Below are 12,163 nucleotides of genomic sequence, written 5' to 3' on the forward strand. Positions count from 1 at the left end.
AACCCGGAAGCTAAGCCCTCCAGCGCCGATGGTACTGCACTCGGGAGGGTGTGGGAGAGTAGGACACCGCCGGACAATCTTCCAGTCGAGGGGCGCCCCATCCGGGTCGGCCCTCGACTGCGTAGCGCCACGGATGGCGCAATGAGGAAGGATGTACCTGTGAGTTCAGGACCGCAGGGCGGAGACCGTCCGCGCCGTTACGAGGACCGAGCCGACCGCCCCGAAGGGCGGGGTGCCGGCCCGCGCCGGGACGACCGACCCCCGTACCGCGGAGACCGTGACGATCGAGGCGGCCAGCGGGGCACTTCCGGTGCCGACCGCGGCGGCCGTGACAGCGGGGGCTACCGCGGCGGTGACCGCCGTGAGGGTGGCTTCCGTTCCGGACCGCGGGAGGGTGGCTTCCGCCGCGAGGGCGATGCCCGCGGCGGCGAGCGCCGCGAGGGTGGCTTCCGCCGCGACGGTGACGCCCCGCGTACCGGTGGTTTCCGTGGCGGCGAGCGCCGTGAGGGCGGTTTCCGATCGGGTCCGCGCGAGGGTGGCTTCCGCCGTGACGGCGACGCTCCGCGTACCGGTGGTTTCCGCGACGGCGAGCGTCGTGAGGGCGGTTTTCGCCGTGACGGCGAGGCGCCGCGCGGTGGTGGCTTCCGTGGTGGCGAGCGCCGTGAGGGCGGCTTCGGCGGCGGCGACCGTCGTGAGGGCGGTTTCCGTTCCGGACCGCGCGAGGGTGGCTTCCGCCGTGACGCCGACACCCGCGGTGGTGACCGCCGCGAGGGTGGCTTCCGCGGCGGTGAGCGTCGTGAGGGCGGTTACCAGGGCGGCGACCGTCGTGAGGGTGGCTTCCGCCGGGACGGCGAGGCCCCGCGTACCGGTGGTTTCCGCGACGGTGAGCGCCGTGAGGGCGGCTTCCGCGGCGGTGAGCGTCGTGAGGGTGGTTACCAGGGCGGCGACCGCCGTGAGGGCGGCTTCCGCCGGGACGGCGAGGCCCCGCGTGGTGGTGACCGTCGTGAGGGCTTCCGCGGCGGCGAGCGCCGCGAGGGCGGCTACCGGGGCGGCGACGCCCCGCGCGAGGGTGGCTTCCGTGGCGGTGACCGTCGTGAGGGCGGCTTCCGCTCGGGTCCCCGCGAGGGTGGCTTCCGCCGCGAGGGCGACACGCGCGGCGGTGAGCGCCGCGAGGGTGGCTTCCGCCGTGACGGCGAGGCCCCGCGTACCGGTGGTTTCCGCGACGGTGAGCGCCGGGAGGGCGGCTTCCGCGGCGGTGAGCGTCGTGAGGGTGGTTACCAGGGCGGCGACCGCCGTGAGGGTGGCTTCCGTCGGGACGGCGAGGCGCCGCGCGGTGGCGACCGCCGTGAGGGCGGTGGCTTCCGTGGCGGTGACCGTCGTGAAGGCGGCTTCCGCTCGGGTCCCCGCGAGGGTGGCTTCCGCCGCGAGGGCGACACGCGCGGCGGTGAGCGCCGCGAGGGTGGCTTCCGCCGTGAGGGCGAGGCCCCGCGCGGCGGTGGTTTCCGCGACGGCGAGCGTCGCGAGGGTGGCTTCCGTGGCGGTGAGCGCCGTGAGGGCGGCTACCAGGGTGGCGACCGTCGTGAGGGCGGCTTCCGTCGTGAGGGCGAGGCCCCGCGGGGTGGTGACCGTCGTGAGGGCGGTGGCTTCCGTGGCGGCGAGCGCCGTCAAGGCGGCTACCGGGGCGGCGAGCGCCGCGAGGGTGGCGACCGGCCCGACCGGGGCGCCGACCGGGGCGGCTACGGTGACCGGCCGCGTCGCGACGACCGGCGGGGCTTCGAGGACCGGCGTCGCGAGGGTGGCTTCGGCCCCGACCGGGAGCGGCAGGACGAGGCCGAGGGCGGTCGGGCGGTCGCGCCGGCGCTGCCGGACGAGATCTCCGCGAGCGACCTGGACACCGCCGTCCGCGCCGAGCTGCTCTCGCTGAACAAGCCGGTGGCGGAGACCGTCGCCCGGCACCTGGTCGCGACCGGTCAGCTGATCGACGAGGACCCGGCGGAGGCGCTCGCCCACGCGATGGCGGCCCGTCGGCTGGCCTCGCGCATCTCCGCCGTTCGTGAGGCGGTCGGGCTGGCCGCGTACCACGCGGGGGAGTGGCAGACGGCCATCGCCGAGCTGCGGACGTACCACCGGATGACCGGGTTGCAGAGCCACCTGGCGGTGCTCGCCGACTGCGAGCGGGCGCTGGGGCGTCCGGAGCGGGCCATCGACCTGTTCCGGGGTGCCGACCGCGAGAAGCTCGACCAGGGCCTGGCCGTGGAGCTGTTGATCGTGGCCGCGGGTGCCCGGGGTGATCTGGGGCAGAAGGACGCCGCGGTGGCGATGCTCCAGGTCCCCGAGCTGACCGCCGAGGTGACCCAGCCGTGGACGGCCCGGCTGCGCTACGCCTACGCGGACGCGCTGCTGGCCGTCGGCCGTCGCGAGGAGGCCCGCGAGTGGTTCTCCCGTGCCGCCGACGTGGACACCGACGGTGAGACCGACGCGGCGGAGCGGCTGCTCGAACTCGACGGCGTGGTCATCGAGGGCGACGACGAGGACGACGAGCCGGCCGAGGAGATCGCCGCCGGGCCGGGCGCGCCGGGTGCGGTGCCGGCCCAGCCGGACGTCGACCTCACCGCCGCCGCCGACGACCTGACCGACGCGGACGACCGCGACGACGAGGACGACGACCGCGACGACGAGGACGACGACTTCGACGAGGACGACGACGAGCGCGACGAGGACGAGGACGAGGACGAGCTCACCGACGAGGCGGCCACGGCCGTCGCCGCCGAGCCGAGCCCGACCGAGGCCGGGTCCACCGTGAGCGACGCGTCGCGGCCCACCGGTGACGAGCCGGCCGAGCGCGGGTCGGAGCCGGAGTCGGACCAGCGATGACCGAGGTCGCCGGGGACCGGCTGGTCGACGGGTACACCCTGGTCGTGTTCGACCTGGACGGGGTGATCTACCTGATCGACCGGCCGATCCCCGGCGCGGTCGAGGCGGTCGGCCGGCTGCACGCCGACGGCCGGGCGGTCGCGTACGCCACCAACAACGCGTCGCGCCGCTCCAGCGAGGTGGCGGACCTGCTCACCGGCATGGGCGTGCCGGCCGAGCCGCAGGAGGTGCTGACCTCCGCCGCGGCCGCCGCCGAGCTGCTCCGCGACCGGCTGCCCGCCGGCGCGCCGGTGCTGGTCGTCGGCGCGGAGGCGCTGCGCGCCGAGATCCGCGCCGCCGGACTCACCCCGGTCGCCCGCGCGGACGAGTCGCCGGTCGCGGTCGTGCAGGGGTACGGCCCGCAGGTGGGCTGGGTGGACCTGGCCGAGGCGTCCGTCGCCATCCGCGCCGGGGCGACCTGGGTCGCCACCAACACCGACCGCACCCTGCCCAGCGGTCGCGGCCCGCTGCCCGGCAACGGGTCGCTGGTCGCCGCGCTGCGGCACGCCCTGAACCGGGAACCGGACATGGTGGTCGGCAAGCCCGAGGCGGCGCTCTTCGCCACCGCCGCCCGCCGGGCCGGTGGCGGCCGGACGCTGGTCGTCGGCGACCGCCTCGACACCGACATCGAGGGCGCCCGCCGTGCCGGACTGGACAGCCTGCTGGTGCTGACCGGCGTCAGCGACGTACCCGAGCTGCTGGCGGCACCCGAGCCGCGCCGCCCGACGTACGTGGCGATGGACCTGGCCGGGCTCTTCGACCCGGCGGCGGTGGTCGCGGTGCCGGGCGGGACGGACGTCGGCGGCTGGTCGGCGGCCCGGACCGACGGCGGCCTGGAGCTGCGCGGCGCGGGACGCCCGCTGGACGCCCTCGCCGCGCTCTGCGCGGCGGCCTGGTCGGCGCCGGCGGCCTCGCCGGAGGTGCGGCCGGCGACGCCGGAGGCGCAACGCGCCCTGGCGGTGCTCGGCCTGTCGGCCTGACCTACCGCACCCCCGGGCGAGCCGGGGCGGCTAGAGCAGCTTGCGGAGCTTCATCAGGTCGAACGGGCTGGCCTTGATCGAGATCTGGCGGGCGGCGACCGCCCTGGTGATGTCGAGCTGACCGCGGACCAGGGCGACCAGGTCGTCGCTGCCGGTGGTCAGTGCGATCTTGGCCTTCGGATCGTCGCCGTCGGCCAGGTCGACCAGCCGTCCACCGGCGAGCCGACCGTGGAAGGCCGTGTCCAGGTCGGTGATCCGGCAGGCGAGCGTGCGGTCCAGGTCGATCCGCTGGCCGACCTCGGCGTGGCGCTCCAACCGGCTCGCCAGATCATGCAACGCCTGCCGGCACTCGTCCACGCTGGCCACATCGTCTCCTTCACGCCCGCCACGCCGTTCCTCGGCACCGTACCGCAATGGGCGGTCGGGGGCGCCCGGTAGCGTGAGACCCGCACACCCCGCCCCGCGGAAGGGAAAACCGGCATGCAGGACGCGTGGCGCGCCTACCTCGAGCTGGCCATGGGCCTGACGGAGGCGCCCCGGAAGAAGGCCCAGGACGCCGCTCGGCGGCTGGTCGGCACGGGCGGCGCCACCGCCGCCCAGCTCCAGGGGCTCGCCGAGGAGCTCCTCTCCACCAGCGCGGCCAACCGCGAGGCGCTGACCAAGCTGGTCCGCTTCGAGGTGGACCGGGCGCTCGGGGCGGTCGGTCTGGCCACCGCCGACGAGGTCGCCGAGCTGACCCGCCGGGTGCATGAGCTGGAGCGGCAGCTGCGCGAGGCCAAGGGCGGCCCCGGCGGGCTGCTGCCGGGCACGTCGACGGCCACCCTGCCGGGTGGCGCCGCGAGCGGCGCGCCGGGCCCGTCCACCGGCGGCGCTCCGACCGGCGCCACCGGCGGCCAGCCGCCGGTCCCCGCCCCGACCAAGGCGGTGGCGAAGAAGGCCGTGGCGAAGAAGGCGATCGCCAAGAAGCCGCCGGCCGCGGTGAGCACCTCCGGCGGCGACGGCGTCGCACCGGCGACCCGGCCGGCGAAGAAGGCCGCGCCCCGCAAGCGGACCACCGGCGGCGCACAGTGACGCGCGCCGGTGGCCGGAGCGCGCGGTGAGCGCCCCGTTTCGTCCCGGGCCGCCGCCCGGCGCCCGTCCCGGGCCGCCGCCGGGAGCGCGTCCCGGCCCGCCGCCCGGACCCCGGCCGGGGCCGCCGCCCACCGCGTACGAGGACGTCGAGGAGGCGCACCACCCGGCCGTCGACGCCGCCGTCCAGGCGATGATCAACGCCGAGGGGCTGCCCCCGGCCGACCAGATCGCCCAGTACGAGGCGGCGTACCAGACGCTGCGGGAAACCCTCGCCACCATCGACCAGGCCTGAAGCGACCGGAGAAGCACCGCATGGCACGTCGTACCCGCCTCGACGCCGAACTCGTCCGACGCGGTCTGGCCCGCTCCCGCGAGCAGGCCGCCGCGCTGGTCGAGGCCGGCCGGGTCCAGCTGCGCGGGGTGCCGGCGCGCAAGGCCGCCGCGATGGTCGACCCGGCCGACCCGCTGCTGGTCACCGGCGAGGACCCCACCTCCGAGTACGTCTCCCGGGGCGGCCACAAGCTGGCCGGTGCCCTCGCCGCGTTCGCCCCGGGCGGGCTGGCCGTGGCCGGGCGGCGCTGCCTCGACGCGGGCGCCTCGACCGGCGGCTTCACCGACGTGCTGCTGCGCGCCGACGCCGCCGAGGTGGTGGCGGTGGACGTCGGCTACGGCCAGCTCGCCTGGCCGCTGCGCACCGACGAGCGGGTACGGGTCTTCGAGCGCACCAACGTCCGTACGCTGACTCCGGAGGTCATCGGGGGCGAGGTGGACCTGACGGTGGCGGACCTGTCCTTCATCTCGCTGCGCCTGGTGCTGCCGGCGCTGGCCGGCTGCACCCGCGCCGACGGCGACCTGGCGCTGATGGTCAAGCCGCAGTTCGAGGTGGGCAAGGAACGGGTGGGCACCGGCGGCGTGGTCCGCGACCCGGCGCTGCGCGCCGAGGCGGTGCTCGACGTGGCGGCCACCGCGGCCGGGCTCGGGCTGGGCCTGGCGGACGTGGCGGCCAGTCCGCTGCCGGGGCCCAGCGGCAACGTCGAGTTCTTCGTATGGTTACGCCGGGGCGCCCCGGCGGCCGACCCCGAGCGGGTACGCGCGGTGGTGGCGGCCGGGCCCGAGGGCTTCGCTCCCGCCGGGAGCGGGCCGGCGGAGGCGGACCGGGAGGCGACAGGGTGAGCGACGGGCGGAACCCGACGAGCGGACGAGAGGCGGAGCCGGTGGGCGACAGCGACGGGGTGAACCCCGGCGGCGCGGGCGGGCGGGTGGCCCGGTGAGCCGCACGGCGCTGCTGGTGACGCACACCGGGCGGCGGCGCAGCACCGAACACGCCCGGGCCGTCGCCGCCGACCTCATCGCGGCCGGTTTCGAGGTGCGGGTGGTGGCCGAGGAAGCCGACGACCTCGACCTGCCCGGCGTGGTGCCGGTGACCGGTCTGGAGGCGGCCGAGGGCGCCGAGATCGTCTTCGCCCTCGGCGGGGACGGCACCTTCCTGCGCGCGGCCGAGCTGGCCCGGCCGGCCAAGGCGCCGCTGCTCGGCATCAACCTGGGCAAGGTCGGCTTCCTCGCCGAGGCCGAGATCAACGACCTCGACGTGGCGGTCCGCGACGTGGTGGGGCGCAACTACACGGTGGACGAACGGCTCACCCTGGACGTGACCGCCGAGTTCGACGGCGGCCCGACCATCGAGTCCTGGGCGCTCAACGAGGTCAGCGTCGAGAAGGGCGAGCGGGCCCAGATGCTGGAGCTGCTCGTCGACGTGGACGGCCGCCCGCTGTCCCGGTACGGCTGCGACGGGGTGGTCTGCGCGACACCCACCGGCTCCACCGCGTACGCCTTCTCCGGCGGCGGCCCGGTGGTCTGGCCGGAGGTGGAGGCCCTGCTGCTGGTGCCGATCAGCGCGCACTCGCTGTTCAGCCGGCCGCTGGTGACCGCGCCGACCTCCACGTTCTCCATCACCGTGGACCCGTTCACCACCCTCGCGGTGCTCTGCTGCGACGGCCGGCGGGTCTTCGACCTGCCGCCGGGCGCCCGGGTGACGGTGCGCCGCGGCGCCCTGCCGGTACGCATCGTCCGGCTGCGGGCCCGGCCGTTCACCGACCGGTTGGTGGCGAAGTTCGCGCTGCCGGTGGAGGGCTGGCGCGGCAGCCGGCGCTGAGCGTCCCCGGGCGGGGTGGCGGTGCGGGTCCGGCCGGGTCGCCCGCAGCACGCCGGCAAGCGCCGGCAACGCACCGGACCGGTGGCGGTTTCGTCCCGGTCGCCCCGTGTCCACCTGGCGACATGTCGCCGGTGCGGCGGACCGCCCCTAGTGACCAACCGATGATCTCCGGCGCAGACTCCGGTGGGCCGACCTCCTCGAGGCCGGCCCCGGAGTAGAGGAGTACATCGCATGCACCGGTCCCCACGCTGGCTCAGCGCCGGCGCGGTCGGCGCGTTGGTGGTCGGGCTCGCCGCACCGGCGTCCGCCGACCCGCCCGCCCGGCCCAGTGGCCCGAGTTCGGCCACGACCGCCCCGGGCGCCGAGCCCGCCCGCATCACCCTGATCACCGGCGACCGGGTGGAGCTGTCTCCCGCCGCATCTGGCCGGGTCGCCGCCACCGTCCGCCCCGGCCCCGGCCGGGACCGGATCACCTTCCAGACCATCCAGGCCGACGGTGGCCTGCGGGTGCTGCCCAGCGACGTCGTCCCGTACGTCGCCGCCGGTGCGCTCGACGCGGACCTGTTCGACGTGCAGGAACTCGTCGCCGACGGGTACGGCGACGCCGCCGAGGGCGCGCTGCCGCTGATCGTGCGCTACCAGCAGCCGGCCGGTGGGCGGGTCCGTCCGCTCGCCGGGGCCACCGCCGCCCGGCCGCTGGAGAGCATCAACGGCGCCGCGCTGAAGGTCGGCAAGAACGACCTCGGCGGGCTGTGGACGACGCTGCGGGGCACGCCGCCGGCGCGTACCGCCGCCGGTGCGCCGGCCCGGCTCGGCGCCGGCATCGACCGGGTCTGGCTGGACGGGCGGGTCCGCGCGGACCTGGAGCACAGCGTGCCGCAGATCGGCGCGCCGGCGGCCTGGGCGGCCGGGCGCGACGGTGCGGGCGTCGAGGTCGCGGTGCTGGACACCGGCATCGACGCGAACCACCCGGACCTGGCCGACCGGATCGTCGAGGCGAAGGACTTCAGCGGCACCGGCAGCGCGCAGGACGGGCACGGCCACGGCACCCACGTCGCGTCCACCATCGCCGGCAGCGGCGCCGCCTCCGACGGGCTGCGCAAGGGCGTCGCACCGGGCGCGCGGCTGCTGGTCGGCAAGGTGCTCGACGACTTCGGCCGGGGCTACGAGTCGGCGATCGTCGCAGGCATGGAGTGGGCCGCCCGCTCCGGCGCCAAGGTGATCAACATGAGCCTCGGCGGGAGCGCGACCGACGGCACCGACCCGATGAGCCAGGCGCTCAACGACCTGACCGCCGAGACCGGCGCGCTCTTCGTCGTCGCCGCGGGCAACGAGGGAGCGGCGAACAGCGTCGGCTCCCCGGGCGCCGCGACGTCGGCGCTCACCGTCGGCGCGGTGGACCGCGACGACAAGCTGGCGGACTTCTCCAGCCGCGGCCCGCGCATCGGTGACGGCGGCATCAAGCCGGAGATCACCGCGCCGGGCGTCGGGATCGTCGCCGCCCGCGCCGCCGGTACCAGCATGGGCACCGCGGTGGGCGACCGGTACACCCGGGCCAACGGCACCTCGATGGCCACCCCGCACGTCGCCGGTGCGGCTGCGATCCTCGTCCAGGAACACCCCGATTGGACCGCCGGCCGGCTCAAGGACGCGCTGGTCAGCACCACGAAGCCCACGCCGGGGCTGACCGTCTTCGAGCAGGGCACCGGCCGGGTCGACGTGCCGCGGGCGCTGTCCCAGCGGCTGTACGGTTCGGCCACCGCCGACTTCGGCCGGCTGGCCACCGGAGGCCCGGTGGCCGAGCGCACCGTGACGTACACCAACGGCACCGCCGCCCCGCAGACCCTGCGGCTGGCGCTGGAGCTGCGCAACCTGGACAGTGGCACGAACGAGCCCGACGCCCTCACCGGGGGCACCGGCGAGATCACCGTCCCCGCCGGCGGCAGCATCGCCGTTCCGCTGCGCGCTGACCCGGCGAAGCTGCAGCGGGGCACGCACGCCGGCTGGCTGGTGGCGACCGGCGCGGACGGCGTCACGGTCCGCACGGCGGTCGCGGTCACCATGAGCGGGCCGATCCACACCGTCACCCTGAGCGCGCTGGACATGGCCGGGCAGCCGGGCCTCGCGCCGGTGGTCACGCTCTTCGGCGAGCACTCCGACTCCGACGTGCTCACCTACCTGCTCGGCGACTCGATCCAGGTACGGCTGGAGGAGGGCCCGTACCTCCTCCAGGGCCTCATCGAGCACGGCGCTCCGCTGGACGAGCAGCTCACCCTGGTCACCGACCCGGAGCTGACCGTCGACCGGGACCTCACCGTGGTGCTCGACCCGCGCAAGGGCACGCCCGTGCGCATCGACACCCCGAAGCCGGCCGAGCAACGGGCGGCGCTCAGCTTCTACGAGCACCGGGTGTTCGGCAACGGTCGGCAGATCAACCACAGCGTGATGGCGTTCAGCACGGTCCAGCAGCTCAACGTCACCCCGACCCGGCAGGTGACCGAGGGCGAGTTCGAGTTCTCCTCGCGCTGGCAGCTGGTCGCCCCGATGGTGGACGCGAAGGTCAGCGGCGTCTCCGGCCCGCTGGACGTCAACCTGCTCGCCATGTCGCCGGCGCCGACGGGCCGGCAGAAGCTGCCGCTGGTCTGGGGCGGCACCGGAACCGCCGCGGAGCTGACCGGGGCGCGCGGCGCCGCCGTGCTCCTCGAGGGCAGCCTGGACCGCCCGGAGGACGAGCAGGTGGCCGCGGCTGCGGCGGCCGGTGCGGTGGCCGTGCTCATCGTCCGCCCGGCGGACTTCAGCGCGTGGACGGTCTGGCGTCCGACCGGGGAGCGGCTGCCCGTCCCGGCGATGGCGGTGGCCCACGACGACGGGCAGCGGATGATCGCCGCGGTCCGGGCCGGTGGCGCAAAGCTGGACCTGACGCTCACCGTGAACAGCCCCTACCTGTACGACGTGTTCCAGGTCTCCGAGGGCCGGATCCCGGAGCGGATCCTGCACACCGTGACCGCGGAGAACACCGCCGAGGTGACCGTCCGCTACGGCGACGCCGGCGGGTTCGACTGGGCCACCGAGCAGCGGTTCGGCTGGCGCCCGTGGCAGGAGTACGCCATGGTCGACGACCAGCGGATGGTGCGTACCGGCACCGTCCGGCGGGAGTACGTCAGCGCTGGTGACTCCTGGTGGCAGCACCGGGTGCTGCACAAGCTGATGTGGTCGGACTGGGGCCCGCTGCAGGGCGGCCTCACCCAGCAGGCCCGGCGCTACGGCGCTGACGACCGGGAGACCGAGAGCTGGTACGCCCCGATCGTCCGGCCGGCCGTGCCGGCCGCCGGAGCGCCGGTCCCCACCCGCACCGGGGACACGCTGGACCTGCGCATCGCCGAGTTCGTCGACGCCGACGGAAACCACGGCCTGGCCGGCGGCGGCGAGGAGCAGGACGCCGTCGAGGCGCGGCTCAGCCGCGACGGGCAGCAGATCGCCGACCTCTCCGACGGCTGGGCACCGGTGCCCACCACCGCGGCGGCGGCCCGCTACCGGCTGGACCTGACCACCCGGCGGGCCTCGGAGGAGTGGCGCTGGGCCACCCGGACCGAGACGGCCTGGGAGTTCACCTCGGCCCGCCCGGCCGGGGACGCCGCCCAGCCGCTGTCGCTGCTGCAGGTGGACTACCGGGTCCCGGCCGACCTGCGCGGCGAGGTCGCCGGCGGCCGTCCGCACCAGCTGGAGCTGACGCTGCGCCAGCCGGCGGGCGTCCCGGCGCCGACCGGCACCAGCCTGCGGGTCGAGGTGTCGTTCGACGGCGGACGGAGCTGGCGGGCCACGCCGGTGCGCGGATCGGGTCCGCGGTTCACCGCCGTCGTGCCGGCCGGGCAGGGCACGGTGTCGCTGCGGGTGCACGCCCGCGACCGGGCCGGCAACACCGTCGACCAGACCGTGGTCGACGCGTACGGCCTGCGCTGACCGGACCGGGGGGGGGGGCGCCGAGCCCCCCCGCCCGGGCTCCGCTCAGATCCAGCCCCGCCGGGCGACCTGGAAGGCCAGCCCCGGCCGGGTGTCGACCCCGGCGAGGGTCATCAGGTCGGCGAGCCGCCGCTGGACGGTACGCCGGCTCACCCCGAGCTGCGACGCGATCGACTTGTCGGGCACCCCGGCGACGAAGAGCGACAGCAGCAGCCGCTCGTCGGCGCCGGGTCCGCCGTCGGCGGGCGGCAGCCCCGTACCCGGCCGCAGCGGGGTGGCCGCGTGCCAGTGGCTGTCGAAGAGGGCCAGCAGGGCGTCGAGGAGCTGGCTGCGGCCGATCAGCGCGGCGCTCGGGGCGCCGCTGGCCCGGTCGGGCACCAGCGGGCAGACGGCGGTCGTCCGGTCGGCGATGGCCAGCCGGACCGGCAGGACGTCGGTGACCCGGGCCTGCTCGCCGCTGAGCACCGCCTTCTCCACGTCCGCCAGCGCGCCCGGCTCCGTCAGCAGCTCCCGTTCGTAGATCGCCCGGTACTCGACCCCACGGGCCAGCGCCGCGAACTCCTCCACGTTCTCCGGCCCGGGCATGGCCAACGGGCTCGCCCGGCAGAACCAGAGCACCTCGGTACGCGCGTCGTCCTGCAGCCGGCGCAGCCGGGCCCGCAGCGCGTCCGCCCCGGTGACGATCTCGACCAGGTGGTCGGCGTCGTGGCGGCGGACCCCGGCCCGGTACTCCTCGGTCAGCTGGGCGACCCGGCGGCGGGCGGACTCCAGGGACTGCTGCTGGCGCAGCAGCTCGTCGCCGAGGGCCACGTCCGGCGGCAGGGGACGCAGCGGCGGGTCGGACTCGGCACCGGCCGGGGCGACCAGGCCGCGGTCGCGCAGCGCGTCCAGCGTCCGGGCGAGCCGGTCGGCCGACCACCCCACCTGGTGCGCCAGCTGGGCCGGCGACGCGGTCGACAGCCGCAGCAGCGTCCGGTACAGGCGCTCCTCGTCCTCGTCCAGACCGAGTATCCGCAGCACCTGCCGCCCACCGCTCGTCGCGTCCACGAGCGGTGATCGTACGGGCGGCCGCCGCGCCGCCCGCGCG

General features: G+C 76.3%; 10 protein-coding genes and 1 rRNA gene. 8 read left to right on the forward strand and 3 right to left on the reverse strand.

Going from position 1 to position 12,163, the window contains the following annotated elements; genetic code table 11:
* Positions 1-75 (forward strand): 5S ribosomal RNA (gene rrf, locus ACSNN7_RS18485); the annotation flags it as partial.
* 90 nt (positions 76-165) lie between these two features.
* Here the strand turns inward: rrf and ACSNN7_RS18490 are convergent.
* Entirely contained in the window at positions 166-1,956 is a 1,791-nt protein-coding gene (locus ACSNN7_RS18490) for a hypothetical protein (protein WP_436682059.1), read from the reverse strand.
* Between ACSNN7_RS18490 and ACSNN7_RS18495 the strand changes: the two genes are divergently transcribed.
* Both ACSNN7_RS18495 and ACSNN7_RS18500 read left to right on the forward strand, forming a co-directional pair.
* A complete protein-coding gene (locus tag ACSNN7_RS18495; RefSeq protein WP_436682088.1) occupies positions 1,957-2,874 on the forward strand; it encodes a tetratricopeptide repeat protein in 918 nt (305 codons plus the stop codon).
* Positions 2,871-3,893 (forward strand): HAD-IIA family hydrolase, encoded by a 1,023-nt coding sequence (locus ACSNN7_RS18500; RefSeq protein ID WP_436682060.1) that lies wholly within the window; start codon positions 2,871-2,873, stop codon positions 3,891-3,893. Before ACSNN7_RS18495 ends, ACSNN7_RS18500 begins: the two co-directional genes overlap by 4 nt.
* Before the next feature lie 30 nt (positions 3,894-3,923).
* Here the strand turns inward: ACSNN7_RS18500 and ACSNN7_RS18505 are convergent, their stop codons facing one another.
* Positions 3,924-4,259 carry an SCP2 sterol-binding domain-containing protein gene (locus ACSNN7_RS18505; RefSeq protein WP_436682061.1) on the reverse strand — a complete coding sequence of 112 codons (336 nt, stop codon included), beginning with the start codon at positions 4,257-4,259 and terminating at the stop codon, positions 3,924-3,926.
* A gap of 114 nt (positions 4,260-4,373) precedes the next feature.
* Between ACSNN7_RS18505 and ACSNN7_RS18510 the strand changes: the two genes are divergently transcribed.
* The 5 genes from ACSNN7_RS18510 to ACSNN7_RS18530 all read left to right on the forward strand — a co-directional run bounded on the left by ACSNN7_RS18510 (position 4,374) and on the right by ACSNN7_RS18530 (position 11,076).
* On the forward strand, positions 4,374-4,964 hold the full coding sequence (locus tag ACSNN7_RS18510; RefSeq protein WP_436682062.1) for a phasin family protein: 591 nt from the start codon (positions 4,374-4,376) through the stop codon (positions 4,962-4,964).
* Between the two features lie 25 nt (positions 4,965-4,989).
* The gene (locus ACSNN7_RS18515) at positions 4,990-5,256 is read left to right on the forward strand and encodes a hypothetical protein (protein WP_436682063.1); all 267 of its coding nucleotides are present in this window, start codon (positions 4,990-4,992) and stop codon (positions 5,254-5,256) included.
* Positions 5,257-5,276: 20 nt separating this feature from the next.
* Positions 5,277-6,137, forward strand: a complete 861-nt coding sequence (locus ACSNN7_RS18520) for a TlyA family RNA methyltransferase (protein WP_436682064.1) — start codon at positions 5,277-5,279, stop codon at positions 6,135-6,137.
* Between the two features lie 94 nt (positions 6,138-6,231).
* Entirely contained in the window at positions 6,232-7,116 is an 885-nt protein-coding gene (locus tag ACSNN7_RS18525) for an NAD kinase (RefSeq protein ID WP_436682065.1), read from the forward strand.
* Between the two features lie 231 nt (positions 7,117-7,347).
* Positions 7,348-11,076 carry a S8 family serine peptidase gene (locus tag ACSNN7_RS18530; RefSeq protein ID WP_436682066.1) on the forward strand — a complete coding sequence of 1,243 codons (3,729 nt, stop codon included), beginning with the start codon at positions 7,348-7,350 and terminating at the stop codon, positions 11,074-11,076.
* Between the two features lie 45 nt (positions 11,077-11,121).
* Here ACSNN7_RS18530 and ACSNN7_RS18535 read toward each other — a convergent pair whose 3' ends face one another.
* Positions 11,122-12,123: a helix-turn-helix domain-containing protein gene (locus tag ACSNN7_RS18535; RefSeq protein WP_436682067.1), complete on the reverse strand. Its 1,002-nt coding sequence runs from the start codon at positions 12,121-12,123 to the stop codon at positions 11,122-11,124.
* Between the last annotated feature and the right edge of the window lie 40 nt (positions 12,124-12,163).

This window comes from Micromonospora sp. URMC 105, from assembly GCF_051386295.1.
GTDB lineage: Bacteria > Actinomycetota > Actinomycetes > Mycobacteriales > Micromonosporaceae > Micromonospora.

What these genes read in the sequence shown, in the direction of transcription:
- ACSNN7_RS18500 (WP_436682060.1), top strand. Translation starts at nt 2,871, where the DNA reads ATGACCGAGGTCGCCGGGGACCGGCTGGTCGACGGGTACACCCTGGTC.
- ACSNN7_RS18510 (WP_436682062.1), top strand. Translation starts at nt 4,374, where the DNA reads ATGCAGGACGCGTGGCGCGCCTACCTCGAGCTGGCCATGGGCCTGACG.
- ACSNN7_RS18520 (WP_436682064.1), top strand. Translation starts at nt 5,277, where the DNA reads ATGGCACGTCGTACCCGCCTCGACGCCGAACTCGTCCGACGCGGTCTG.
- ACSNN7_RS18530 (WP_436682066.1), top strand. Translation starts at nt 7,348, where the DNA reads ATGCACCGGTCCCCACGCTGGCTCAGCGCCGGCGCGGTCGGCGCGTTG.